Below are 26,760 nucleotides of genomic sequence, written 5' to 3' on the forward strand. Positions count from 1 at the left end.
TTTTTATTAGGAATAGTATTGAGGTATTAACACATGAATCAGATCCCTATGACAGTTCTCGGAGCAGAAAAATTACGCGAAGAACTGGAATATCTAAAAAGTGTTCGTCGCCCAGAAATTACCGCGGCCATTGCTGAGGCACGGGAACATGGCGACTTAAAAGAAAACGCGGAATATCACGCAGCTCGTGAACAACAGGGTTTCTGTGAAGGCCGCATTCAAGAAATTGAAGCAAAATTATCAAATGCGCAAGTCATTGATATCACTAAAATGACAAATAATGGACGTATTATTTTTGGTGCCACGGTGACGTTACTCAATGTGGATACTGAAGAAGAGCAAAAATACCGCATTGTTGGTGATGATGAAGCAAACATTAAAGAAAACTTAATTTCAGTCAACTCACCGATTGCCCGTGGATTGATTGGTAAAGAGTTAGATGATGTGGTGGTCATTAACACCCCAGGCGGCCAAGTAGAGTATGAAGTTTTAAACGTAGAATATATTTAATTTGTAATTTTACGTTTCTATAGAAAACTAGAATGCTATCCTGTGGTAATATTAAAAAAGGCCTGAAAAGGCCTTTTTTGCCATAGAGTTAGTTATGGCATTTTTATATAAAGGTATAAGTTTTATTTCGGTAAAATAATTTTACGCGCTTCAGAAGGGCGATAAAGAACAACCATTTTTCCGATAACTTGTACATTCTGTGCACCGCTTTCACGTACAATCGCTGCCACGATCAAGTTTTTAACATCTCGATCTTCGCCTGCGATTTTGACTTTGATAAGCTCATGATGTGCCAGAGCGATTTCAATTTCTGCAAGAACGCCTTCAGTCAACCCGTTGTTACCGATCATAACGACAGGATTGAGATGATGAGCGAGCCCTTTCAGGTGTTGAATTTGTTTTTTGTTAAGAGTCATCATTAATTTTTGCTTAGTTGGGATTGAAAACGGTCTATTCTAACGCCATCTCTCATTTATCACCATAAAATGTCGTCAAGATGCGGTAAAATGAGTGAAGAAGTAAAATTTTTGATTGCTAAGTGTATGATAGTTGGAAAACGCAATGGCCAATAAAAAACGTTCGGCAAGCTCTAGCCGCTGGTTACAAGAACATTTTAGTGATAAATATGTTCAACAAGCAAAGAAAAAAGGGTTTCGCTCTCGAGCTTGGTTTAAATTGGAAGAAATTCAGCAAAGTGATAACATTTTCAAACCAGGTATGACCGTTGTCGATTTAGGTGCTGCTCCGGGTGGGTGGTCTCAATATGTCGTACAGCAGTTAGGAAATAAAGGTAGGATCATCGCATGTGACCTTTTACCTATGGATCCTATCGTTGGTGTCGATTTCCTTCAAGGCGATTTTCGTGATGAACTTGTATTGAAGGCATTGCTTGATAGAGTAGGTGATAATAAAGTCCAGGTTGTCATGTCTGACATGGCTCCAAACATGAGCGGAACACCCGCGGTCGATATTCCTCGATCCATGTATTTAGTAGAGTTAGCGCTTGATATGTGTCGTGATGTGCTGGCTCCCGGGGGAAGTTTTATTGTCAAAGTGTTTCAGGGAGAAGGCTTTGATGAGTACCTGGGGCAAATACGCTCCCTGTTTACGAAAGTGAAAGTTCGTAAACCAGACGCTTCGCGGTCTCGTTCTCGTGAGGTATATATTGTAGCCACAGGGCGTAAACTTTAGTACCCTAAAGCTATTTGTTAACACAGTTGTAATATGAGGTTAATCCCTTGAGTGACATGGCGAAAAACCTGATCCTCTGGTTAGTCATTGCAGTCGTATTGATGTCATTATTCCAGAGCTTCGGACCCAGCGATTCGAATAGTCGTAAGGTGGATTACTCTACCTTTATCAATGAGTTAACTAATAACCAGTTACGCGAGGTCAGCATAAGTGGTTATGATATTAATGTAACTAAAACAGATAACTCAAAGTACAGCACGTATATGCCTATGCGTGATGATAACCTGCTGACCACTTTAATGAACCGTAATGTAAAAGTGACCGGTGAACCCATTGAAGGTCAAAGCCTTCTAACACAAATTTTTGTGTCTTGGTTCCCAATGCTTTTACTGATTGGTCTTTGGATCTTCTTTATGCGCCAAATGCAAGGTGGTGGCGGTAAAGGTGCGATGTCTTTTGGTAAGAGTAAGGCTCGCATGTTGACAGAAGACCAAATCAAAACAACCTTTGCTGATGTTGCAGGTTGTGATGAGGCCAAAGAAGAAGTCAGCGAGCTAGTTGAGTATTTACGTGATCCGGGTCGTTTCCAGAAATTAGGTGGTAAAATTCCGAAAGGTATCCTAATGGTTGGTCCTCCGGGTACGGGTAAAACATTATTAGCAAAAGCGATTGCTGGTGAAGCAAAAGTACCTTTCTTTACTATTTCTGGTTCTGACTTCGTTGAAATGTTTGTCGGGGTTGGTGCTTCTCGTGTTCGTGATATGTTTGAACAGGCTAAAAAAGCAGCACCTTGTATCATCTTTATCGATGAAATCGATGCGGTTGGTCGTCAACGTGGTGCCGGTCTTGGCGGTGGTCATGATGAACGTGAACAAACGCTGAACCAGATGCTGGTCGAAATGGATGGTTTTGAAGGCAACGAAGGTATCATCGTGATTGCCGCAACTAACCGCCCTGACGTATTAGACCCTGCATTATTACGTCCAGGTCGTTTTGACCGTCAAGTCGTCGTAGGTTTACCAGATGTTCGTGGTCGTGAGCAAATTCTGAAAGTGCATATGCGCCGAGTGCCATTATCACCAGACGTTGATCCTGCGATCCTTGCTCGTGGTACTCCGGGTTTCTCCGGTGCTGACTTGGCAAACTTGGTTAATGAAGCTGCACTATTTGCTGCACGCGGTAACAAACGTGTTGTTTCAATGGTCGAGTTCGAAAAAGCAAAAGATAAGATCATGATGGGTGCTGAACGCCGTTCAATGGTTATGACCGAAGAACAAAAAGCATCAACGGCTTATCATGAAGCGGGACACGCCATTATTGGTCGTTTAGTGCCTGAACATGATCCGGTACATAAAGTGACGATTATCCCGCGTGGACGTGCATTAGGTGTGACTTTCTTCTTACCTGAAGGTGACCAAATCAGTGCCAGCCGTCAAAAACTGGAAAGCCAAATTTCAACACTTTATGGTGGCCGTTTAGCGGAAGAGATCATTTATGGGCCTGAACATGTTTCGACAGGGGCTTCTAATGATATCAAAGTGGCAACCAATATTGCACGTAACATGGTGACACAGTGGGGCTTCTCTGAAAAATTAGGGCCATTACTGTATGCTGATGAAGACGGTGAGGTGTTCTTAGGTCGTTCAGTTGCTAAAGCGCAACATATGTCAGATGAAACGGCACGTACTATCGACGAAGAAATTAAAGCTATCATCGATCGTAACTATACCCGTGCTCGTCAAATCCTGATGGACAACCTAGATATTCTGCACTCAATGAAAGATGCATTAATGACTTATGAAACCATTGATGCACCTCAAATTGATGACTTAATGAATCGTCGTGAAGTTCGTCCACCGGCAGGTTGGGAAGGCAATAATGGCAATAGTGGTGCAAATACCGCTACAGCACAGCCGACACAAACACATGTGACGAATGAGCCAAATAATAAGTCAGGATCAGAGAGTGACACACCTTCTGATAACAATACTCATTAATCCTTATCGGGTTCTATATTGAGTAAGCTATAAATACAAACCCCAGGCTTTCTGGGGTTTTTTTATATAGGTATCAACGAAATGAAATTAATTGCCAGAGGAAGAGAGCTTAATTTATCTTCACCCCAAGTGATGGGCATTTTAAATGTGACGCCAGATTCATTTTCTGATGGCGGAACGCATAACTCTCTTAATGATGCTATTAACCACGCCGCTAAACTTATTGCTGAAGGGGCTTCTATCATCGATATCGGTGGTGAATCAACAAGGCCGGGTGCCAGTGATGTTTCTGTCGATGAAGAATTACATCGTGTTATTCCTGTGGTCGAAGCTATCCAGCAACGTTTTGATGTGTGGATTTCTGTTGATACATCCAAAGCACAAGTGATCACGGAGTCCGCTCAAGCGGGTGCCTCTATTATCAATGATATACGTTCACTTACCGAACCTGGAGCACTTCAGGCGGCTGCAAAAACGGGGTTACCTGTTTGTATTATGCATATGCAAGGTTTACCTAAAACAATGCAACATTCGCCGCAGTATAAGAATGTGATGATAGAAGTTGATGCTTTTCTGGCAGAGAATATTCAACGTTGTATTGATGCTGGTATCGAGAAAAATCAAATTATTCTTGATCCAGGCTTCGGCTTTGGTAAAAATTTAGCGCATAATTATCAATTATTAGCACATCTAAGTGATTTTCATCACTTTGGTTTACCGATACTCGCCGGAATGTCACGTAAATCAATGGTAGGGCAGTTACTCAATGTTCCGCCACAAGAGCGTGTTGCTGGTAGTGTTGCTTGCGCAGTTATTGCTGCAATGCAAGGGGCACAAATTATTCGTGTACACGATGTTAAAGAGACTGTAGATGCGATGAAAGTCGTGCAGGCGACTCTTTCTGCAAAGGAAAATAATGAATGAGCGAACGTAAATACTTTGGAACAGACGGTATCCGTGGAAAAGTAGGTGACAGCCCTATTACACCTGATTTTGTATTAAAGCTAGGCTGGGCTGCAGGTAAAGTACTTGCACGTCACGGCTCACGTAAAATCATTATCGGTAAAGATACTCGTATTTCTGGTTATATGTTGGAATCGGCTCTAGAAGCAGGCCTTGCAGCTGCGGGATTATCCGCTTCATTTACAGGCCCGATGCCAACCCCCGCGGTCGCTTATTTAACCCGTACTTTCAGAGCAGAAGCTGGCATAGTGATTTCTGCTTCTCATAATCCCTATTATGATAATGGCATCAAATTCTTCTCCATTGATGGTACAAAACTACCTGATGAAGTAGAAGAAGCTATTGAAGCGGAAATGGAAAAACCGATCACTTGTGTAGAGTCCGCAGAATTAGGGCGTGCGAATCGCATTGTTGATGCCGCAGGCCGTTATATTGAATTTTGTAAAGGTACGTTCCCTAACGAAAATAATTTAAATGGGTTAAAAGTTGTTGTGGATTGTGCCCATGGTGCAACTTACCATATTGCGCCTAATGTTTTTCGTGAACTCGGGGCTGAGGTTATCACTATTGGTTGTGAGCCTACGGGCATCAATATCAATGACGAATGTGGTGCAACAGATGTACGTATGTTGCAAAAACGCGTGTTAGAAGAGGGTGCCGACGTTGGTTTAGCCTTTGATGGTGATGGTGACCGTATTATTATGGTTGATCATAAAGGCCTAAAAGTAGATGGTGACCAAATTCTCTATATCATTGCGCGAGAAGCATTGCGTCAAGGTCAACTACGTGGTGGTGCCGTCGGTACACTAATGAGTAATATGGGGTTAGAGATTGCCTTAAAACAGCTTGGTATTCCTTTTGTGAGAGCCAAAGTGGGTGACCGCTATGTACTTGAGAAATTGCAAGAAAAAGGCTGGCGTTTAGGGGCGGAAAACTCGGGGCATATTATTTTACTTGATAAGACAACAACGGGTGATGGTATTGTTGCTGGTCTGCAAGTATTAAGCGCAATGGTTCGTAACCATATGAGCTTGCATGATCTATGCAGTGGCATGAAATTATTACCACAAATTTTGGTGAATGTTCGTTTTACGGGAAATCACGATCCTCTACAATCCACAGAAGTTCAGCAAGTCGCAAAAGAAGTCGAGGCGGAGCTTGGTGGTAAGGGACGCGTTTTATTACGTAAATCAGGAACAGAACCATTAATTCGAGTGATGGTTGAAGGCGAAAATGAAGAGCAAGTCACAGCGATGGCGAATCGTATTGCTGATGCAGTAAAACATGTTGGCTAATTGCTGTTTTTTTCTTCAATTAATCACTTTATAGTAAAATAACCTTGCTTGTCAGTTCAGGTTTGGTTAGTATTCACACCCGCTTAGTAAGGTCGTTGAACTAAAGCGGGTGAAGCAATCGAAGGTTATCGCATAGGCGATAAGTTCCATAGAATAGGTAACGCAAATGTATACAGCACTCATTGTTATTCTTATCATTGCAGCAACAGGGCTGGTTGGTCTGATCCTGTTACAGCAGGGTAAAGGTGCTGATATGGGCGCTTCTTTTGGTGCAGGTGCTTCCGGTACAGTATTTGGTTCAAGCGGTTCAGCAAATTTCATGACCCGTATGACCGCTGTTTTAGCAACAGTGTTTATTGTACTTTGCCTTATTTTAGGTAATTTAAGTGCCAATAAAACTGTTCGTGAAGACAGTAAGTGGATGTCTATCGAGCAGACTGCAGAAGAAGCGAAAAAAGCTGAGCAATTAGCAGCGCCTGTAGCACCAGCAAACACAGATATTCCGCAGTAAACTAAGTAATAGTTAAAAATGAGATTGTTTGGGGTTTTGGTTAAATAAACAGTCTCATTAAAGTGCCGAGGTGGTGAAATTGGTATACACGCTACCTTGAGGTGGTAGTGCCTACAAAACGGGCGTACGGGTTCAAGTCCCGTTCTCGGCACCATTATTCCAGATAGCTTGCGTTTTGCTTGTTATCAGCGTAAAATTTGCCACGTTTTTCGAACGCGGGGTGGAGCAGCTTGGTAGCTCGTCGGGCTCATAACCCGAAGGTCGTTGGTTCAAATCCAGCCCCCGCAACCACTTCTAACAATACAGCACTTTTCTCATTAATCATCTTGTAAACCGATTATGATCCTGAGTGGAATGTGCCGTAGAAGAGGTTATCTCGATTGGCAAGTTACAGGGTCCAGTTGCATAAAGCCCCGAATTTCGGGGTTTTTTGTTATCAGAGAATAGAATACTGGGCTATAAGCCCTTTTTTTATGCCTTGGGGGTGGGTTTGTCCACATTAGAGCAAAAATTAACAGCGATGGTTTCAGCACCAGTAGAAGCATTAGGCTTTGAATTTGTTGGTCTTGAGTTTATTCGTGGTCGAGTATCAACATTGCGTATCTATATTGATAGTGAAGAAGGTATCACTGTTGATGATTGTGCTGATGTTAGCCACCAGGTCAGTGCTGTGCTGGATGTTGAAGATCCAATTCAAACATTTTATAACCTTGAGATCTCATCTCCTGGTTTAGAAAGACCTTTATTCACTACAACGCATTATGAGCAATTTATCGGCGAAGAAGTCGCCGTTGTATTACGAATTGCGATGCAAAACCGCCGTAAATGGCAGGGCATTATTAAGTCTGTCGCTGGCGAAATGATCACGGTTACTGTGGATGGTAAAGACGAAGTGTTCGCACTGAGCAACATCCAGAAAGCTAACCTGGTACCCCACTTTTAAGTTTTGAAGAGGCAACTAGGATGAACAAAGAGATTCTGGCTGTTGTGGAAGCGGTCTCTAACGAAAAATCTCTTCCTCGTGAGAAGATTTTCGAAGCACTGGAAACTGCATTAGCGACAGCGACTAAGAAAAAATATGAGCAAGAGATTGATGTACGAGTTTGCATTGATCGTAAAACGGGGGATTTTGATACTTTCCGTCGTTGGCTTGTGGTTGAAGAAGTTACTCAGCCTACTCGTGAAATCACACTTGAAGCGGCTAAATACGAAGAGCCTGAAATTGAACTAGGCGGCTTCATTGAAGACCAAATTGAGTCTGTTACTTTCGACCGTATTACCACCCAGACCGCAAAACAAGTGATCGTACAAAAAGTACGTGAAGCTGAAAGAGCGATGGTTGTTGATCAATTCCGCGAACAATTAGGCGAAATTATCACGGGCGTTGTGAAAAAAGTAAACCGCGATAACATCACCCTAGATTTAGGAAATAACGCAGAAGCCGTTATCTTACGTGAAGATATGCTACCGCGTGAAAATTTCCGCCCAGGTGACCGTGTACGTGGTGTCTTATACGATGTTCGTACAGAAACTCGTGGTGCACAACTTTTCGTAACACGTTCTCGTCCTGAAATGCTGATCGAATTATTCCGCATTGAAGTACCTGAAATTGGCGAAGAGATCATTGAGATTAAAGCTGCAGCACGTGATCCAGGTTCTCGTGCCAAAATCGCTGTAAAAACCAACGATAAACGCATCGACCCTGTGGGTGCTTGTGTTGGTATGCGTGGTGCACGTGTACAAGCCGTTTCCAGTGAACTGGGCGGTGAACGAATTGATATTGTTCTGTGGGATGATAATCCTGCACAATTCGTGATTAATGCAATGGCTCCGGCAGATGTTGCTTCTATTGTTGTCGATGAAGACAAATGTACAATGGACGTCGCTGTTGAAAGCAGTAATCTTGCCCAAGCGATTGGCCGTAATGGTCAAAATGTTCGCTTAGCAGCACAATTACTGAAAAAACATCGTGGTGATGACAAATGGGAACTGAATGTCATGACTGCAGATGAACTGAATGCTAAGCATCAGGCAGAAGCAAACGCAGCCATTGAAATATTTACTAAGCATCTCGACATTGATGAAGACTTCGCAACTGTTTTAGTTGAAGAAGGTTTCTCTACCCTTGAAGAGTTAGTTTATGTGCCGATTGACGAACTGTTAGCTATCGACAGTCTTGATGAAGAAACAGTTGAAGCATTACGTGAAAGAGCAAAAGCGGCATTAACAACGATTGAACTAGCTCAAAAAGAAAGCCTAGGCGATAACCAGCCAGCTGAGGACTTATTAGCTCTCGAAGGCATGGAACGTTCTTTAGCATTTGATCTAGCTGCCCGTGGTATCTGCACACTGGAAGATCTTGCCGAACAGGGTATCGACGACCTAACTGATATTGACGGTTTAAATAGTGAGCGCGCAGGCGAACTCATTATGGCTGCTCGTAATATCTGCTGGTTTGGGAATGATGCGTAACAACTGAGCAGGAAGGAACAGAATGACAGATGAAACAGTAAAATCACTTGCAGAAGAGATTCAGACACCGGTTGAACGTTTGGTACAGCAGTTTGCTGATGCCGGTATTAAGAAAACCGTCTCTGATTCTGTCTCCCAAAAAGAGAAAGAAACCTTGCTGGCTTGGTTGAACCGTGATAAAGAGTCAACCAGCCAACCAGAAAAATTAACGTTACAGCGCAAAGTGCGTAGTACGTTAAGTGTTCCTGGTACAGGTGGCAAAAATAAATCAGTAGCCATCGAAGTCCGCAAAAAACGCACTTATGTGAACCGTGATGCAGTTGAAAAAGCACAAGCGGCAGAGCAAGCTCAGCGTGAAGCGGAAGAAAAGGCGCGTCGCGAAGCAGAAGAAAAAGCACAGCGCGAAGCACAAGAGAAAGCACAGCGCGAAGCTGAAGAAAAAGCAAAACGTGAAGCTGAAGAAGCCAAGAAAAAGGCTGAAGAAAAGGCAAAACGTGAAGCTGAAGAAGCAAAACGTGAAGCAGCGGAATTAGCTAAGCGCGAAGCAGCGGAAAAAGACAAAGTGAAACAAAACGAGAAACCAAAAGCTGATAAGGCTGATCAGGAAAAAGCACGTCGCATAGCCGAACAGGCTGAACTGAAACGTAAAACAGAAGAAGCTCAGCGTCGTAAAGCTGAAGAAGAAGCTCGCATTGCAGCAGAAAAAGCGCGTCGCTTAGCGGAAGAAAATGCTGAAAAATGGACTTCAGATACGTCATCTGAAACAGAAGGTACTGACTATCATGTGACGACATCTCGCTATGCGCGTGATGCAGAAGATGAAAGTGATGCTGAGGTTGAAGGTGGCCGTGGCCGTGGTCGTGCAGCAAAAGCCCCTCGTCCAAAGAAAAATAACCGTCACTCTGAAAAAGCAGATCGTGAAGAAGCTCGCGCTGCTGGCCGTTCTAACAAGAAAGGCAAAGGACGTAAAAACAGCACATTACAGCAAGGCTTCAATAAGCCAGCAGCTGCTGTAAACCGCGATGTTGTCATTGGTGAGACTATTTCAGTTGCTGATTTAGCAAACAAAATGGCAGTGAAAGGTTCTGAAGTCATTAAAACAATGATGAAAATGGGTGCAATGGCAACCATCAATCAAGTTTTAGACCAAGAAACGGCACAACTGGTTGCGGAAGAAATGGGTCACAAAGTTATCTTACGTCGTGAAAACGAGTTAGAAGAACAAGTGATGAACGACCGTGATACTAGCGATGAAATGGCTGTATCTCGTGCGCCTGTGGTGACTATTATGGGTCACGTTGACCATGGTAAAACCTCTTTACTCGACTACATTCGTTCAACGAAAGTGGCTTCAGGTGAAGCAGGTGGTATTACTCAGCATATCGGTGCTTATCACGTTAAAACCGACAAAGGTGAAATTACCTTCCTAGATACTCCAGGTCACGCCGCATTTACTTCAATGCGTGCCCGTGGTGCTCAGGTAACGGATATCGTTGTTCTGGTTGTTGCTGCTGATGATGGTGTGATGCCACAAACTATCGAAGCTATCCAACACGCCAAAGCAGCAAATGTGCCTGTTGTTGTTGCCGTGAACAAAATTGATAAACCAGAAGCTGATCCTGATCGTGTTAAAACTGAGCTGTCTCAATATGGCATTCTGCCAGAAGATTGGGGTGGTGAGACTCAGTTTATCCATGTGTCAGCAAAACAAGGCTTAGGTATTGACGAGTTGCTGGATGCTATCTTATTACAAGCGGAAGTTCTTGAACTGAAAGCAGTAAAAGAAGGTATGGCAAGCGGTGTTGTTATCGAATCTTACCTCGATAAAGGCCGTGGTCCTGTTGCGACTATCCTTGTTCGTGAAGGTACTTTGAATAAAGGTGATATCGTTCTGTGTGGCTTTGAATACGGTCGTATTCGTGCAATGCGTAACGAATTAGGTAAAGAAGTACAATCTGCCGGCCCATCAATGCCTGTTGAGATTTTAGGTCTGTCTAATGTACCTTCTGCGGGTGATGAAGCAACCGTTGTTCGTGATGAGAAAAAAGCGCGTGAAGTTGCCTTATATCGTCAAGGTAAATTCCGTGAAGTGAAACTGGCTCGTCAACAGAAATCTAAACTGGAAAACATGTTTGCTAACATGGAAGAAGGTAAAGTTTCTGAACTGAACATCGTACTGAAAACGGATGTTCAAGGAACTTGTGAAGCCATCACTGATGCATTAGTTAAACTTTCTACAGATGAAGTTAAACTGAAAATTATCGGTTCTGGCGTGGGTGGTATCACTGAAACAGATGCGACTTTAGCGGCTGCTTCTGATGCTATCATTCTTGGTTTCAACGTTCGTGCTGATGCTTCTGCTCGTCGTATTATCGAACAAGAAAGTGTTGATTTACGTTACTACTCCGTTATCTATAGCTTGATTGATGAAATTAAATCAGCAATGAGCGGTATGTTAGAGCCTGAATACAAACAAGAAATCATGGGTCTTGCTGAGGTTCGTGATGTGTTTAAATCACCTAAATTCGGCGCTATCGCGGGTTGTATGGTGGTTGAAGGTAATATCAAACGTAACAATCCTATTCGCGTATTACGTGATAACGTGGTTATTTACGAAGGTGAGCTTGAATCACTGCGTCGCTTTAAAGATGACGTCAACGAAGTCCGTAATGGTATGGAATGTGGTATCGGTGTGAAAAACTACAACGATGTCCGTGTTGGCGATATGATTGAAGTGTTCCAAGTTATCGAAATTAAACGTTCTATCGATTAATCGAGTACGTCTGATTTAAAAAGGAAGGGAGCTTAATGGCTCCCTTCTTATTCCTCTCTTTATGCTATTCCCCCTTTATTCTTTTCTGTATTTTTCAATATAAGCGAAATAGATTGGCTTTCAGTAATTTATGTCATTAAAAGAACAGGGTAAGATAACGCTAAAGAGCAGATTTATTGCTAAAGAGAAAAAAAGCGTAAAGCGGTTGTGAAACGTGACTTTATGTATACTCTTTAGATATCATCGATTTTAAAATTGGATCAATAATGACAATAGAGTGATAACGACATTGTCAGGGAGAGATAAAATGGCAAGAGATTTTAGCCGTGCTCAGCGTGTTTCTCAGGAAATGCAAAAAGAAATCGCCATCATTTTACAGCGCGAAGTAAAAGATCCACGTATTGGAATGGCCACCGTATCCGGTGTTGAAATTTCACGTGATCTGGCTTACGCCAAAGTATTTGTCACCTTTTTAAACCTATCAGCAGGTGAAGAAAGCGATGAAGAAATGGTAGAAAATGGCTTAAAAGCCCTTAACGAAGCAGCAGGCTTTATTCGCTCTTTATTAGGTAAAGCGATGCGCTTACGTGTTGTTCCTGAGCTAACATTTGCTTATGACAATTCATTAGTTGAAGGTATGCGTATGTCTAACCTTGTGTCAAATGTTGTCAAAGATGATGAAAAACGCCGTCATAAAGAGGAAGAGTAATGGGGCGTCGTCGTAAAGGGCGTGAGATTAACGGCGTATTATTGCTTGATAAGCCTCAAGATATTTCATCGAATGACGCTTTGCAAAAAGTACGCCGCATGTTTAATGCAAGTAAAGCGGGGCATACCGGCGCTTTAGATCCTTTAGCGACAGGTATGCTTCCTATCTGTTTAGGTGAAGCGACAAAGTTTTCACAGTTTTTATTGGATTCAGATAAACGCTATCGAGTGATTGCCAAATTAGGTGAAAGAACAGATACCTCTGATGCTCATGGACAAGTGATCCAGCAACGACCTGTACAGTTTAACCAGCAAGCGCTCGATGCTGCGTTAGAGAGTTTTCGTGGTGAAACATTGCAAATTCCTTCAATGTATTCAGCCCTTAAGCATCAAGGTAAACCACTTTATGAATATGCAAGACAAGGTATTGAAGTTGAGCGAGAAGCAAGACCCATTACCGTGTATGAATTGCAATTTATTCGCTGGGAAGACGATGAATTAGAACTAGAAATTCATTGTTCTAAAGGTACTTATATTCGCACTATCATTGATGATCTGGGTGAGAAATTAAACTGTGGTGCCCATGTGATTTTCTTACGTCGTTTAGAAGTCGCAGATTATCCGAAAGAGCGTATGGTGACGCTTGAGCAATTGCGCGCAATCATTGATGATGCTCAGCAACAAGATGAGTCACCATTTCCTGTGTTAGATGCCTTATTATTGCCTATGGATACTGCGGTTGCACATTTCCCTGTGGTGCATTTAACCGCCATTATGGCGGGTTACTTAAAACTGGGGCAACCGGTTCGGGTAAATCACACCTTGGATGAAGGGGAATGGGTCAGAGTCACCGAAGGCGATGAGAAAAAATTTATTGGCCTTGCGATCATCAAAGATGGTCTAGTTGCACCGAAAAGATTAGTCGTGGATTATCACGCACTCAATAACCCTGAATAGCAATTCTTGCGCTAAGTGTGTTTGAAGCGTAGAATAATGCGGCTATCTGTTTAGGTGGCTGAGTTGGATAGCTGAATTAGAGATTGGCTATCTGAAAATTTTACTTTTATTGGAGTTTTATTATGTCTCTAAGTACTGAAGCGAAAGCAAAGATCGTTGCTGAATTCGGTCGTGATGCTAACGATACTGGCTCAAGCGAAGTTCAGATCGCACTGCTGACTGCAGAAATCAACCACCTGCAAGGTCACTTTTCAGAGCACAAAAAAGATCACCACAGCCGTCGTGGTCTGCTGCGTAAAGTTTCCAGCCGTCGTAATCTGCTGGACTACCTGAAACGTAAAGATGTAGCTCGTTATACTGCACTGATTGAACGTTTAGGTCTGCGTCGCTAATCAAGTGAGTTTCAGTGAAAAGGGGCCCGTAGGCCCCTTTTCTACTAGAAAGTGCTATTTTTAAGAAAGTGCTATTTCAAAAATGAGTCGTTATGTTTTAATGTGGTGATGGTTATTTAGTCTCTCTAGTTGCGACAATTCGCGCGGCTAATGAAAGTGTTTAAACGTGGTTAAGTTAAATATTTCCATTAGTCGCGAGGGGACGTAGCGGAGAAAAGATTATTCATCGTCGCTAAATATCATGCGACAATAAGATAAAGGATATTATTTTGCTGAATCCTACAGTTCGTAAATTTCAATACGGTCAACATACCGTTACGTTAGAAACGGGCATGATGGCTCGCCAAGCAACGGCTGCTGTAATGGTTGACATGGACGGCACTGCTGTTTTTGTTACCGTTGTTGCTAAGAAAAAAGTGAAAGAAGGACAAGACTTCTTCCCACTCACCGTTAACTATCAAGAGCGTTCATACGCAGCTGGCCGTATTCCAGGAAGTTTCTTCCGTCGTGAAGGTCGTCCTGGCGAAGGTGAAACTTTAATCGCGCGTCTTATTGACCGCCCTTTACGCCCACTATTCCCAGAAGGGTTCTTAAACGAAATCCAAGTAGTTGCGACTGTGGTTTCTGTTAATCCACAAGTTAACCCAGATATCGTTGCTATGATTGGTGCTTCTGCAGCACTGTCATTATCAGGTGTACCTTTCAATGGTCCTATCGGTGGTGCTCGTGTTGGCTTTATTGATGGTCAATATGTACTGAACCCAACCGTTGATGAACTGAAAATTAGTAAATTAGACTTAGTGGTTGCAGGTACTGCGGGTGCGGTACTGATGGTTGAATCAGAAGCTGATTTATTATCAGAAGAACAAATGTTAGGTGCAGTGGTATTTGGTCATGAACAACAACAAGTTGTGATTGAAAATATCAATGCATTAGTTGCCGAAGTCGGTAAAGAAAAATGGGATTGGGCACCAGAGCCTATTAACCAATCTTTACATGATCGTATTGCTCAATTAGCACAAACTCGTATTGGTGATGCGTATCGTATTACTGAAAAACAAGAGCGTTATGAGCAAATCGATGCTATTCGTGATGAAGTGATCAGCACATTATTAGCAGAAGATGAGTCTTTAGACGAAGGCGAAATCATTGAAATTTTCTCTGGTTTAGAGAAGAAAATTGTTCGTGCTCGTGTATTAGCGGGTGAACCTCGTATCGATGGTCGTGAAAAAGACATGGTACGTGCTTTAGATATTCGTACAGGTTTATTACCACGTACACATGGCTCTGCGCTATTTACTCGTGGCGAAACGCAAGCATTAGTAACAGCTACTTTAGGTACTGCACGTGATGCACAAACCATTGATGACATCATGGGTGAGCATACCGATACCTTCTTACTGCACTACAACTTCCCTCCATATTCTGTCGGTGAAACAGGTATGATGGGTTCGCCAAAACGTCGTGAGATTGGTCATGGTCGTTTAGCAAAACGTGGTGTATTAGCCGTTATGCCAACGATTGAAGAATTCCCATACACAGTACGTGTAGTGTCTGAAATTACAGAATCCAATGGTTCATCTTCAATGGCATCTGTTTGTGGTGCTTCTTTAGCACTGATGGATGCGGGTGTACCAATTAAAGAATCTGTTGCTGGTATTGCAATGGGTCTGGTAAAAGAAGGTGAAAACTTCGTTGTTCTTTCTGATATTTTAGGTGATGAAGACCATTTAGGTGATATGGACTTTAAAGTTGCGGGTAGCCGTAACGGAGTCAGTGCATTACAAATGGATATCAAAATCGAAGGTATCACTCGTGAAATTATGCAAGTTGCGTTAAATCAAGCGAAAAGCGCACGTCTGCATATTTTAGGGGTAATGGAAAGTGCAATTAGCCAGCCTCGTGCAGAAATTTCTGAGTTTGCACCACGTATTCACACTATCAAAATCAATGCTGATAAGATCAAAGATGTTATCGGTAAGGGTGGTTCAGTTATCCGTGCATTAACGGAAGAAACGGGGACCACTATCGAAATCGAAGATGATGGCACAGTGAAAATTGCGGCTACTAGTGGCGAACAAGCAAAACAAGCTATCGCTCGTATCGAAGAGATCACGGCAGAAGTCGAAGTTGGCCGTATCTATAACGGTAAAGTAACACGTATCGTTGATTTCGGTGCATTTGTTGCTATCGGTGGTGGTAAAGAAGGTCTGGTGCATATTTCTCAAATCGCAGACAAACGCGTTGAGAAAGTAAGTGATTACCTGACTATGGGTCAAGAAGTTCCAGTGAAAGTACTGGAAATTGACCGCCAAGGCCGTATCCGCTTAAGCATGAAAGAGGCTCAAGCAACCCAGCAGGAAGCAGCTGAAACTTCTTCTGAAGATCCTGCAAATTAATGATATTCTACTACCGATATCTAGACATAGGTATCGGTAGAGACTTATTATGATTGACAAGTAGGACGTCATAAAACGCTTTTTGTTGAAAGAGTCTGACTTTGGGAGTGAGAAATGAAAACATTTCTGCGCGGTTGTTCTATTGCTGTTTTCATCTTTATTTCCGGGTGCAGCACTAGTCCAGAATGGCGTAAGAATGCTATTTTTGCTACTCCACTACAGCCTTCTTTACAACAAGAAGTGATATTGGCTCGTATAGAACAAATTCTGGCGAGCCGTTCATTAACCGAAGATGAATATGCACAGCTTTTATATGAGCGTGGTGTGCTGTATGATAGTCTCGGTTTAAGAGCATTGGCGCGCAATGATTTTTCAATGGCGTTGTCAATGAGACCAGATATGCTAGAAATTTTTAATTTTCTAGGTATCTATTTTACGCAAGCAGCGAATTATGATGCTGCTTATGAAGCGTTTGATTCTGTTTTAGAGCTTGATCCAACTTACAATAATGCGCGTTTTAATCGTGGTATCGCTTTATACTATGGTGGCCGATTGAAATTGGCGCAGGATGATCTGCAGGCGTTTTATCAGGTCGATCCAAATGATCCCATTCGTTCGCTTTGGTTATATCTTGTTGAAAAAGAGATAGACTCTGATTCTGCTAAAAAACAGCTGAAACAGCGATACCTACAGGCGAATAAAACGGGACAATGGGGATGGAATATAGTTGAGTTTTATTTAGGTGACATTAGTGAAAAAACATTAATGGAAAGGCTAAATGAAACGTCAACCGATAACACTTCGCTCGCTGAGCATCTTAGTGAAACTAACTTCTATTTAGGTAAATATTACCTAAGTCTGGGGGACATGGATAGCGCTGAAGCGTTATTCAAGCTGACGGTTGCCAACAACGCACATAACTTTGTTGAGCACCGCTACGCATTGTTGGAATTAGCACTGTTAGGCCAACAAGAAGACCTAGCGGAATCGGACCAGCAATAGCTGACGAACATTTCTTTGATCAGTTTGAAAGCCATCATCTGCATAGGATGAGGGCTTGTTTGTTCGTTTAATAATATAATTTGAGCCAGTTCACATTTTAGATGATAAAGACCGACAAACCATGCGGTATGTTATGTCAACTGGCCGCCATAATGAATGAGGCACAGTGACATGACTACTGAAACCGATATGACTTTTGCTGATCTAGGTTTATCAGCACCTATTTTGACTGCACTGAATGATTTAGGCTACGAGAAGCCTTCTCCAATTCAGCAACAATGTATTCCTTTCCTTTTAGATGGCAATGATGTTCTAGGTATGGCACAAACCGGTAGTGGTAAAACCGCTGCGTTTAGCTTACCGTTATTACACAATCTAGATGAATCATTAAAAGCACCACAAATTTTAGTGTTAGCACCAACCCGTGAACTTGCGGTTCAGGTTGCCGAAGCCATTGAAGATTTTTCTAAACATTTACCAAAAGTGAATGTCGTTGCTCTGTATGGCGGCCAACGCTATGACGTTCAACTACGTGCATTACGCCAAGGGCCACAAGTTGTTGTGGGTACACCGGGTCGTTTATTAGATCACTTAAACCGTGGCACCTTAGATTTATCTAAACTAAAAGGTTTAGTATTAGATGAAGCTGATGAAATGTTACGTATGGGCTTTATTGAAGATGTTGAGAATATCTTAAGTAAGATCCCAGCAGAGCACCAGACCGCATTATTCTCTGCGACGATGCCAGAAGCTATCCGTCGTATTACACGTCGCTTTATGAATGATCCAAAAGAAGTACGTATTCAAAGCAGTGTAACTACACGCCCAGATATTAGCCAAAGCTATTGGATGACTTATGGTGCACGTAAAAATGAAGCATTAATCCGTTTCTTAGAAGCAGAAGATTTCGATGCAGCTATTATTTTCGTTCGTACAAAAAATGCGACCTTAGAAGTAGCAGAAACCTTAGAGCGTAATGGCTATAACAGTGCGGCATTGAATGGTGACATGAATCAGTCTCTGCGTGAGCAAACATTAGAGCGTCTGAAAAACGGCCGTTTAGATATCCTTATCGCAACGGATGTTGCTGCGCGTGGTCTGGATGTTGACCGTATCAGCTTGGTTGTCAACTATGATATCCCTATGGATTCAGAGTCTTATGTACACCGTATTGGACGTACTGGCCGTGCTGGTCGTGCGGGTCGTGCAATTCTATTTGTTGATAATCGTGAGCGCCGTTTACTGCGCAATATCGAGCGCACGATGAAGATGTCTATTCCTGAAGTTGAATTACCAAACGCAGAGCTGATTAGTCAGCGTCGTCAGGAAAAATTTGCTCAGCAAATCGCTCAACAGTTAGAAACAAGTAACCTTGACCAATATCGTGCATTGTTACCAAAATTAGCGCCACAAGGTGAAGAAGCGTTAGATATGGAAACATTGGCGGCGGTATTACTGAAAATGGCTCAAGGTGAGCGTGCACTTATTCTGCCACCTGATCCAGTACGTCGTCCTCGTCGTGAATTTAACGATCGTGACGATCGCCGTAACGATCGCGAACGTTCTCCACGTCGTGAGCGCCGTGATGCGGGTGAAATGGATCTTTATCGTATTGAAGTGGGTCGTGATGATGGGGTTGAGGTTCGTCATATTGTTGGTGCTATTGCCAACGAAGGCGATATCAGTAGCCGTTATATTGGTAATATCAAATTATATGGCTCTCACTCAACCATTGAGTTACCAAAAGGGATGCCAGGCGATTTATTAAGCCACTTCACTCGTACTCGCATTATGAATAAACCATTGAATATGCAGTTAGTGGGTGATGCACAACCTTACCGTGAGCGCCGTAATAGCAGCCGTCGTGATGGTCAGCCACAAGGTGGTCGTCGCTTTAGTAAAGGCGATCAACCACCACGCCGTGGTAATGGCGAGCGTGGTAACTTCCGTGGTCGCGGTAATAACGAAAACGCACCACGTCGCCGTAGTAGCTCTCATAATCAATAAGAAACTTAAAGTTTATTCAATTTTAAGCTGAATTGATAAAAACCAGTCCATACAATGGACTGGTTTTTTTATAGTATGCTGAGCGTGGTGTTTGGCGCCTTATATGCAGCCGTAAGTAGGGTGCTGTTAGAGGACGACAGGAGTGATCCCATCTCCTACTAGACAATAAGTAAATCTTATTATTATTTCTTACTTAAATTTCTTAAATGCTTATAAATTGTTGCTGAGCTTATGCCTAATTCGGCGGATACTATTTTATGTGTTGCTGAAAATTCAAAAAGTCCACTTTCATTTAATTCTTTAATTATCTCTAAGTTCTTGTATTTACTTGGAATATTTTTATTTCCATAAACTCTCTTTTTAATTGGTTCTAGATGATTCTGTACAAGATTATTCACATCTTGTGAAAAATTTTCATGTTTTAAATTATTTGTATCAGTAAAACTATCTATTAATGCATTTAATGGCATATCGAGAGCAAAGTTCATACAAATCATACCAATAGGTGTACCTGCATTATTTACAATTAAAGTAGATGATGATTTAAATGGCCGAACACTTTTTGTATTGAAATAAACCTCCCACATTTGATCTGTTCGATTAAATTTTGAGAGTTTTTCTAAAGCAATATTTGTTACGGGGGCACCTAATCCACGACCAGTAACATGTCCATTAACTATGTGGATAACGGAATGGCGTAAATCCTCAAAACTATGTAGCACTATTTCACAATAATCACCGAGAAATTGCCCCAAATTATCGAGAAAAGGAATATAAGAGCGGAGTAGATGCCGATCTTCTTCAGTAATCTTTTGGTTTGTAGGAAGGTCCATAAGAAATTTTACCCATAATTACAGTTAAATAATTCTAACGTTAAAAGTTGTCGAAATCCATATTTAGTATACTCGGATAATACTGAGTAAAATATTTTTATACTAAGTTAAGTTTTATGATCCTAAGCACATACTTTATTTTCTTAATATGGCTAAATACGGGTATAGGAATTCGAGGAAGAAATTATGAAACTAGGTATTGAAACAGAGTCCTATCACCTATTTTTTCAGCAGGGTGTAATGGATGTTTTTGATTTTATAAATAAAGCAACTGAATTAGGGCTGGATGGGGTCGAATTAAATATCATTCCTGATGAAGGATTACACCCAGAATTTGGTGTGTTAACAAGTGATAGCCCTGAATATTTAGCAAAAGTACGTCAGGCAATTGAAGATAAAAATCTTTATTGTGAATTAGATACACGTTTTACAACACCAAAGGCATTAACAAAAGCAATTGATATCGCTCGAGGAATTGGTGCTGATGTGATACGTACTTATATGTTTCGTCGAGGACAATACAATCCGAAACAATACCCTAAAATTATTCAAGATATTAAGTCTATTGTTCCATTATTAAAAAAATATCGTATACGTCTTGCAATAGAAAATCATGAAGATGAAACGGCTGATGAAATCTTAAATATTGTAAAAGATATTGATTCTATTTGGGTTGGTGCACATTGTGATATTGGTAATGGCATGATGGCGTGGGAAGATCCTATAGTAACAGTGAGCAAATTAGCACCTTATACATATAGCACTCATTTTAAAGATCATATTGTTACACATGATGATGAAACACTGGTAATTACAGGAATGCCTCTTGGTGAAGGGAGTATTGATATCGATGAATGTTTTCGTTTATTAGTTGAACATTCGCCTGTAACACGTATTAACTTAGAAAACTGTTTTCCCTATACATCTCATTTTGCTAGAGATAAAGGAACGGGGGGAGTATTTGAATTAAGTGGAAGCTTTGAAGTTAAATCACCACCTTTTGATACGCAATTAATTAACCCCTTGGAATATTATTATCCAGCTAAAATTTCTCCTGTTGCATTAAAAACATTAATGGACGCACAAGAGCGTTGTGTACAAGTTTCTGTTAATAAATTAAAAGAACTAAGAAAAAAATATTGTTATTAATATATAAAAATAGTTATCAAATATTGGAGTGATCTCATGATTATTAATACTACATCAGCACCAGAAGCTATTGGTCCTTATTCACAAGCAATTAAAGTTGAAAATCATATTTATATTTCAGGTTGTTGCCCATTCAATACTCATGATGGTTCTGTTATGGGAAATGATATTGAAACACAAACATTAAAAGCTATGAATAATTTAAAAGCTATTATAGAAGCTGCCGGTGCATCAATGGATGATATTGTTAAAACGACTTGTTTTATTAAAGATATAAAAGATTTTCCTATTTTTAATAATATTTATTCTTCTTTTTTTACATCAGGAAAATACCCAGCTCGTTCATGTGTGGAAGTTTCTCGTCTACCTAAAGATGTTTTAATTGAAATAGAAGCTATCGCTTATAAAAAATAGGAAATATGATCATGAATAAATGGGGAAAATTATGTTTTCTTATTTTGGGTGGTGGGACTATATTCAAACTATCCAGCATGAAAGATGTATTTTATGTGCCAATGCAACAAGATTGGGGATTATCTAACACCCAAATTGGTTTTGGCTTTACTATTTATGCCATTATTCAAACAATCGGATTATTTTCATCATTGTATATTGCCGATCGCTTCTCTAAGAAAATTTTATTACCAGCGGGCTTAATTGGGGTAGGTTTATGTGGTGCTTATTTAAGCACACTGCCTCCTTTTACGGGTTATTTAATTGCATTTGGTGCAATGGCATTTTTCGGTGAGGTTGTTTATTGGCCTGTTTTACTAAAATCGGTACGTTTATTAGGAAATAAAGAAGAACAAGGACGTATGTTTGGTTTTCTAGAAGCTGGGCGAGGGGTTGTTGATGTTCTAGTAGCTTCGGGAGCTCTTTATATATTTGTTTTATTTGGTGAAGGTAAAACAGGTATGCAAGCAGGATTAATTTATTATACGCTTGCTACAATAATAGTAGGTATAATTACATATTTTATTGTGGATAATGACGATAAGAAGGAAACCTCCTCAGCAAGTGAAGCTAATCGCCAAGTTTTGGAAGGGATTAAAAATGTCGTAAAATGTCCTAACTTATGGTTAGCATCAATGAGTATCTTCTTTGTTTATTCTGCTTACTGTGGGTTAACTTATTTTATTCCTTTTTTAAAAGATATTTACGCACTACCAATAGCCCTTATCGGTGCCTATGGCATTATTAATCAATATGCACTAAAAATGATAGGTGGTCCATTAGGCGGATTTTTAGCTGACAAAGTTGCAAAATCGCCAACAATATATCTGAAATGGACATTTTTATTATCTGCGATTGCAATGGCTATTTTCATTATGTTGCCTCATGACTCAATGAATGTCTATTTAGGTATGACTGCAACATTAGGTTTCGGTGCAATCATTTTCTCGCAAAGAGCTATTTTCTTTGCACCAATGGATGAAATTGGAACACCAAGACAATATGCAGGTTCAGCGATGGCGTTTGGGTGTATTATTGGTTATATGCCTTCCATGTTTGCTTATGCTCTCTATGGGTCATTATTAGATAATTTTGAGGGCATTCAAGGATATAACTATGTATTTAGTATTATGGTCACTTTTAGTTTGCTTGGTTTTATTTGTGCAACCATATTAGCTAAGCGTATTAAAATGATAAATAACACTTTAAATATAGCTTAAAAATAGACACCGCTTAATTGTGATCTAGCAAACACTGCTTCATCGATTGGCATTAGCTAAATACGGCTATACCTAGTACAAGGAATGCACTTTAAGCGTTCTTCTGGTGGCGATAATAAATCAATATTTTGTTTATTGCCTTGGCGTAAACGACTTAATGTTTTGGCTAAACGCTCTTGCTCTAATGGATTAAGCAAATTGTTCAGGTAAATGGTGAGCGAGGGCGGTAATAACGAAAATGTACCACGTCGCCGTAGTAGCACTCATAATCAATAAGAATATAATTCACTCAGTATTCAATTGAGTTGATGATATAAATTGAAAAACCAGTCAACAAAAATTGGCTGGTTTTTTCTATATAAAGTAGAAATAAATAATTACTCAATTGGGTACATTTTATTGGCATATTCCAAGAGTGCATTAATTTCTATATTGATGGTAAGGGATTAGACAAATGGTTGGGGTTTGATCGGCAAACGGATTGGCGGTTTTTAGATTTTGATTTTGATATTTTTATTGTTGATAAAGATAACTTTCCTAATTACAATCGTAATAAAATAATTTACAGTAAAGCCGAACAATATTTAGGTATTAAACCTGTTTATAGTCAATTAGAGAATAATCGATTAGTGCTTTATCGTTGCCATTGTGGTAGTGATTATTGTTCTGTGATTTCTTGTACTTTAGATATTACAGAACATTAGGTGAAATGGAATAATATTGCATATAAGGATGGATTAGATAGAGAGGAGGCTTTAGATTTGGATAAGCATGGAATAACACCTATTAAACAATTTATATTTTCTAGAAAACAATATCAGCAGGTTTTTAATAAGTATTTAGACACTTATTTGTAAATGGTTAAATACTGATTTTATGTAGGGTTATGATTTATTGATTAATTCAATCACCTCTGCATCCATAAGTGGTGTGAGTTTTGCACTAATAACGATTTTTTTGTATTTGTTATTCAACCCACCGGCAATGACTTCATTGAATAATCGAATTTCTACTTGGGATAATCCATCTTCGGTACGTTCTAAAGGATGAATTACCACATTTCTTTTTCGACAAAAAAAGGATAATGGGTTAATACCTATTTGAGTAAGTGCTGTTCGTATCGCTTCAATAGCAGGGTAAAAATCACCAATTAACATTCGGCTATGAGTAAAATGACGTTCTACAGAAAATTCTTTTTTGGTGTGAAGATCACGAACTTCGATGCGATTAATATAAACTTTAATATAAATGGGTTCCATCAAGCTTATTCCTTTTTACTGATTAAATTAAGCCAATCGCTTCTTTTAAGGGTTTAAGGTAACGTCGACTGACCGGAATTTGTTTATTATTATGTAAAATAAGTTCTGCTTGTCCATTATCACCAAAAACAATTTCATTGACATAATCCATATTCACTAAATATTGACGATGGCAACGTACCAGCGGAGTGCGTGTTTCTAAAGTACGTAATGTAAGCTCAGTAAAACCTTCTTGCCCTTGATTATTGGTGACATAGACACCGCTTAATCGTGATGTAGCAAACACGGCTTCATCGATTGGCATTAGCCAAATACGGCTATGCCCAGTACAAGGAATGCACTTTAAGCGTTCTTCTGGTGGTGATAATAAATCAATATTTTGTTTATTGCCTTGGCGTAAACGACTTAATGTTTTGGCTAAACGCTCTTGCTCTAATGGTTTGAGCAAATAATCAAAAGCGTGCTCTTCGAATGCTTGAATAGCATATTCTTCAAATGCCGTTAAAAAGACAATATAAGGGCGATGTTCAGGATCAAGCATTGAGACCATTTCTAAGCCAGTAATACGTGGCATTTGAATATCAAGAAAAACCACATCAGGTTTTTTACGATGTATTTCCCCTATCGCCTCAATAGCATTACTGCATTCACCAATAATATGAATATCTTTTTCTTCTTCGAGTAAACAACGTAAATTTTCACGAGCAAGCGGCTCATCATCAACGATTAATATATTCATTGTTATGCTGCGTTATCCATATTTTTTTCTAAGGGTAAACAGATTTTTATTTTGGTATAGTTATCAGGCTGACACTCCACAAGTACACCATATAGATCACCATAGCGTAATTTAATCCGCTTATCGACAAGTCTCATTCCTAAACCGAGCTGATGTGATGCGCCTTGCGAATGATAAAGCCCTGCATTATCACTAATTTCGATCACTATTAAGTGGTCTTCTTGATGCGCTCTAATTGTAATCTTTCCGATGCCTAATAACTGTGATGTTCCATGTTTAATTGCATTCTCAACCATAGGCTGAAGCGAAAATGCAGGAAGGCGCGCAGTGGCTAAATGTTCAGGTATCTGAATATCTATCTGTAAACTTTCTTGAAAGCGCGCTTTTTCAATTTGTAAATAAGCCGTGACGTGTTCAATTTCATCACTGAGTGTCACTATCGCTTCGGGTCTTTTTAAATTCTTACGGAAAAAAGCCGACAGAAATTGCACTAACTGTTTTGCTTGATCACTATCACGACGAATAACGGCTTGTAATGTATTTAATGCATTAAATAAAAAGTGGGGATTGACTTGTGCGTGTAGTAATTTAATTTCTGATTCTAATAGTGATTGTTTATTTCTTTCGTATTGCCCGGCAAGAATTTGTGCTGATAATAGACTGGCGATCCCTTCTCCTAAGGTTCTATTAATGGAGCTAAATAAGCGATTCTTTGCTTCATAGAGCTTTATGGTGCCAATAACGCGATTATTTTCTCCTCGTAAAGGAATAACCAGTGTCGAGCCTAATTTACAATGTGGAGAAAGGGTACATCGATAAGGTGTCTCATTGCCGTCCGCATACACGACTTCGTTATTATTAATGGCTTGTTTAGATTGTTCTGAGGAAATCGGTGTACCCGGCAAATGATGATCAGCGCCAATACCAATAAAAGCGAGTAGTTTATCTCTATCCGTAATGGCGACAGCACTGACTTTTAATTCTTGGTAGATAACTTTTGCAACACGAGTACTATTATCTTGGTTAAAGCCTTTACGTAAAATACCTTCAGTGCAAACCGCAATTTTTAATGCTTGAGCGGAGAAAGCACTGGTATATTTTTCAAAAATGGCACGTCTATCTTGTAATATCCTAATAAACATCGCAGCACCTATTGTATTTGCTACAATCATAGGAGCGGCAATATTTTTTACTAAAGAAAGTGCTTCATCAAAAGGACGAGCGAGTAATAAAATAATACTCATCTGTATTATTTCGGCAAAAAAGGTGACGGTAGCCGCTGTCCAAGGATTAAATATGCGGTGCATTTGTCCATGTTTTACATAATAACGATGAACTAATCCACCAATTAATCCTTCTGCGATAGTGGATACCATACAACTTAACGCTGTCATCCCGCCGAGGGAATAGCGGTGTAAGCCACCCGTGAAGCCAACGAGAAAGCCTACATACGGGCCACCTAATAATCCGCCTAATACGGAGCCAATAGCACGGGTATTAGCAATAGAGTCATTAATATGCAATCCAAAATAGGTGCCCATAATGCAGAAAATGGAGAAAATCACATAGCACATTAATTTATGTGGAAGTTTGATAGTCACTTGTAAAAGAGGCGTAAATAGCGGCGTTTTGCTGAGAAACCACGCAATAATGAGATAAACGCACATTTGCTGTAATAACAGCAAAATTAAATCAAATTCGTACATAAGTTGTGTGTACCATTTTCTGTGTTTATTTAATAAATTAAAAAAACGTAGATAAAATGAGGCTATTCGTGGAGTAATAAAATTTGGTATAAGAATAACTTAATCGTACTATCAAAGAAAATCTTCCTCTGAGTCAGTGATCTAGCGCACAAAATTCTTAAAGAAATAGTCAGTTATTGTGTAAGATAACGCTATCAGTGAGTGTTCTACTTCACTATTAAGGT

Annotated in this window: 25 protein-coding genes and 2 tRNA genes; 21 read left to right on the forward strand and 6 right to left on the reverse strand. The window is 40.3% G+C overall.

Annotation, left to right across the window (positions count from 1 at the left end; all coding sequences use genetic code 11):
- Positions 1–33 precede the first annotated feature (33 nt).
- Complete coding sequence (gene greA / locus PMI_RS16970; protein WP_004246246.1) at positions 34–510, forward strand: transcription elongation factor GreA; 477 nt, start codon at positions 34–36, stop codon at positions 508–510.
- 122 nt (positions 511–632) lie between these two features.
- Here greA and yhbY read toward each other — a convergent pair whose 3' ends face one another.
- Positions 633–926, reverse strand: coding sequence for a ribosome assembly RNA-binding protein YhbY (gene yhbY, locus PMI_RS16975; protein WP_012368729.1), 294 nt, complete (start codon positions 924–926; stop codon positions 633–635).
- Between the two features lie 145 nt (positions 927–1,071).
- Between yhbY and rlmE the strand changes: the two genes are divergently transcribed.
- The 16 genes from rlmE to PMI_RS17055 all read left to right on the forward strand — a co-directional run bounded on the left by rlmE (position 1,072) and on the right by PMI_RS17055 (position 19,177).
- Positions 1,072–1,701 (forward strand): 23S rRNA (uridine(2552)-2'-O)-methyltransferase RlmE, encoded by a 630-nt coding sequence (gene rlmE, locus PMI_RS16980; RefSeq protein ID WP_004246244.1) that lies wholly within the window; start codon positions 1,072–1,074, stop codon positions 1,699–1,701.
- A gap of 56 nt (positions 1,702–1,757) precedes the next feature.
- Positions 1,758–3,698, forward strand: coding sequence for an ATP-dependent zinc metalloprotease FtsH (gene ftsH / locus PMI_RS16985; RefSeq protein WP_004246243.1), 1,941 nt, complete (start codon positions 1,758–1,760; stop codon positions 3,696–3,698).
- Between the two features lie 81 nt (positions 3,699–3,779).
- Complete coding sequence (gene folP, locus PMI_RS16990) at positions 3,780–4,622, forward strand: dihydropteroate synthase (RefSeq protein WP_004246242.1); 843 nt, start codon at positions 3,780–3,782, stop codon at positions 4,620–4,622.
- On the forward strand, positions 4,619–5,956 hold the full coding sequence (gene glmM / locus PMI_RS16995) for a phosphoglucosamine mutase (RefSeq protein WP_004246241.1): 1,338 nt from the start codon (positions 4,619–4,621) through the stop codon (positions 5,954–5,956). Before folP ends, glmM begins: the two co-directional genes overlap by 4 nt.
- A gap of 166 nt (positions 5,957–6,122) precedes the next feature.
- Positions 6,123–6,467 carry a preprotein translocase subunit SecG gene (secG, locus tag PMI_RS17000; RefSeq protein ID WP_004246240.1) on the forward strand — a complete coding sequence of 115 codons (345 nt, stop codon included), beginning with the start codon at positions 6,123–6,125 and terminating at the stop codon, positions 6,465–6,467.
- A 64-nt stretch (positions 6,468–6,531) separates the two neighbouring features.
- Positions 6,532–6,621: transfer RNA gene (locus PMI_RS17005), tRNA-Leu, on the forward strand.
- A gap of 60 nt (positions 6,622–6,681) precedes the next feature.
- A tRNA-Met gene (locus PMI_RS17010) sits at positions 6,682–6,758 on the forward strand.
- Positions 6,759–6,957: 199 nt separating this feature from the next.
- A complete protein-coding gene (gene rimP, locus PMI_RS17015; RefSeq protein WP_004253010.1) occupies positions 6,958–7,410 on the forward strand; it encodes a ribosome maturation factor RimP in 453 nt (150 codons plus the stop codon).
- A gap of 20 nt (positions 7,411–7,430) precedes the next feature.
- Complete coding sequence (nusA, locus tag PMI_RS17020; RefSeq protein WP_012368731.1) at positions 7,431–8,939, forward strand: transcription termination factor NusA; 1,509 nt, start codon at positions 7,431–7,433, stop codon at positions 8,937–8,939.
- A gap of 22 nt (positions 8,940–8,961) precedes the next feature.
- Positions 8,962–11,712 (forward strand): translation initiation factor IF-2, encoded by a 2,751-nt coding sequence (infB, locus tag PMI_RS17025; protein ID WP_004246237.1) that lies wholly within the window; start codon positions 8,962–8,964, stop codon positions 11,710–11,712.
- Positions 11,713–12,019: 307 nt separating this feature from the next.
- On the forward strand, positions 12,020–12,421 hold the full coding sequence (gene rbfA / locus PMI_RS17030; protein WP_004246236.1) for a 30S ribosome-binding factor RbfA: 402 nt from the start codon (positions 12,020–12,022) through the stop codon (positions 12,419–12,421).
- The gene (truB, locus tag PMI_RS17035) at positions 12,421–13,377 is read left to right on the forward strand and encodes a tRNA pseudouridine(55) synthase TruB (protein ID WP_012368732.1); all 957 of its coding nucleotides are present in this window, start codon (positions 12,421–12,423) and stop codon (positions 13,375–13,377) included. The genes rbfA and truB overlap by 1 nt, the downstream gene beginning before the upstream one ends.
- 122 nt (positions 13,378–13,499) lie before the next feature.
- A complete protein-coding gene (rpsO, locus tag PMI_RS17040; protein ID WP_004253005.1) occupies positions 13,500–13,769 on the forward strand; it encodes a 30S ribosomal protein S15 in 270 nt (89 codons plus the stop codon).
- A 269-nt stretch (positions 13,770–14,038) separates the two neighbouring features.
- On the forward strand, positions 14,039–16,168 hold the full coding sequence (gene pnp / locus PMI_RS17045; RefSeq protein WP_004246234.1) for a polyribonucleotide nucleotidyltransferase: 2,130 nt from the start codon (positions 14,039–14,041) through the stop codon (positions 16,166–16,168).
- 114 nt (positions 16,169–16,282) lie between these two features.
- Entirely contained in the window at positions 16,283–17,170 is an 888-nt protein-coding gene (gene nlpI / locus PMI_RS17050; protein ID WP_004249600.1) for a lipoprotein NlpI, read from the forward strand.
- Positions 17,171–17,341: 171 nt separating this feature from the next.
- The gene (locus tag PMI_RS17055) at positions 17,342–19,177 is read left to right on the forward strand and encodes a DEAD/DEAH family ATP-dependent RNA helicase (RefSeq protein WP_026090516.1); all 1,836 of its coding nucleotides are present in this window, start codon (positions 17,342–17,344) and stop codon (positions 19,175–19,177) included.
- Positions 19,178–19,359: 182 nt separating this feature from the next.
- On the opposite strand, the gene PMI_RS17060 is transcribed toward PMI_RS17055, so the two are convergent.
- On the reverse strand, positions 19,360–20,010 hold the full coding sequence (locus tag PMI_RS17060; RefSeq protein ID WP_004246231.1) for a helix-turn-helix transcriptional regulator: 651 nt from the start codon (positions 20,008–20,010) through the stop codon (positions 19,360–19,362).
- A gap of 186 nt (positions 20,011–20,196) precedes the next feature.
- On the opposite strand from PMI_RS17060, the gene PMI_RS17065 reads away from it, so the two are divergent.
- Genes PMI_RS17065 through PMI_RS17075 form a run of 3 tightly spaced genes read left to right on the forward strand, consistent with a single transcriptional unit; the run spans position 20,197 to position 22,832 of the window.
- Entirely contained in the window at positions 20,197–21,159 is a 963-nt protein-coding gene (locus PMI_RS17065) for a sugar phosphate isomerase/epimerase family protein (RefSeq protein WP_004249599.1), read from the forward strand.
- A gap of 36 nt (positions 21,160–21,195) precedes the next feature.
- Entirely contained in the window at positions 21,196–21,573 is a 378-nt protein-coding gene (locus tag PMI_RS17070) for a RidA family protein (RefSeq protein WP_004246229.1), read from the forward strand.
- A gap of 11 nt (positions 21,574–21,584) precedes the next feature.
- On the forward strand, positions 21,585–22,832 hold the full coding sequence (locus PMI_RS17075) for an MFS transporter (protein ID WP_036919636.1): 1,248 nt from the start codon (positions 21,585–21,587) through the stop codon (positions 22,830–22,832).
- A 56-nt stretch (positions 22,833–22,888) separates the two neighbouring features.
- Here PMI_RS17075 and PMI_RS17080 read toward each other — a convergent pair whose 3' ends face one another.
- Positions 22,889–23,095, reverse strand: coding sequence for a hypothetical protein (locus tag PMI_RS17080; RefSeq protein ID WP_036919638.1), 207 nt, complete (start codon positions 23,093–23,095; stop codon positions 22,889–22,891).
- 195 nt (positions 23,096–23,290) lie between these two features.
- On the opposite strand from PMI_RS17080, the gene PMI_RS17085 reads away from it, so the two are divergent.
- Positions 23,291–23,536: a hypothetical protein gene (locus tag PMI_RS17085; protein ID WP_004246226.1), complete on the forward strand. Its 246-nt coding sequence runs from the start codon at positions 23,291–23,293 to the stop codon at positions 23,534–23,536.
- 180 nt (positions 23,537–23,716) lie between these two features.
- Here the strand turns inward: PMI_RS17085 and PMI_RS17090 are convergent, their stop codons facing one another.
- From PMI_RS17090 to PMI_RS17100, 3 genes are read right to left on the reverse strand one after another with little or no spacing between them, the layout of a single operon-like run.
- Complete coding sequence (locus PMI_RS17090) at positions 23,717–24,091, reverse strand: YjaA family stress response protein (protein WP_004246224.1); 375 nt, start codon at positions 24,089–24,091, stop codon at positions 23,717–23,719.
- Positions 24,092–24,113: 22 nt separating this feature from the next.
- Positions 24,114–24,830 (reverse strand): two-component system response regulator BtsR, encoded by a 717-nt coding sequence (gene btsR, locus PMI_RS17095; RefSeq protein WP_004246223.1) that lies wholly within the window; start codon positions 24,828–24,830, stop codon positions 24,114–24,116.
- Positions 24,831–24,832: 2 nt separating this feature from the next.
- On the reverse strand, positions 24,833–26,536 hold the full coding sequence (locus PMI_RS17100) for a sensor histidine kinase (protein ID WP_004246222.1): 1,704 nt from the start codon (positions 26,534–26,536) through the stop codon (positions 24,833–24,835).
- Between the last annotated feature and the right edge of the window lie 224 nt (positions 26,537–26,760).

The organism is Proteus mirabilis HI4320, assembly GCF_000069965.1.
In the GTDB taxonomy this organism is placed as follows: domain Bacteria; phylum Pseudomonadota; class Gammaproteobacteria; order Enterobacterales; family Enterobacteriaceae; genus Proteus; species Proteus mirabilis.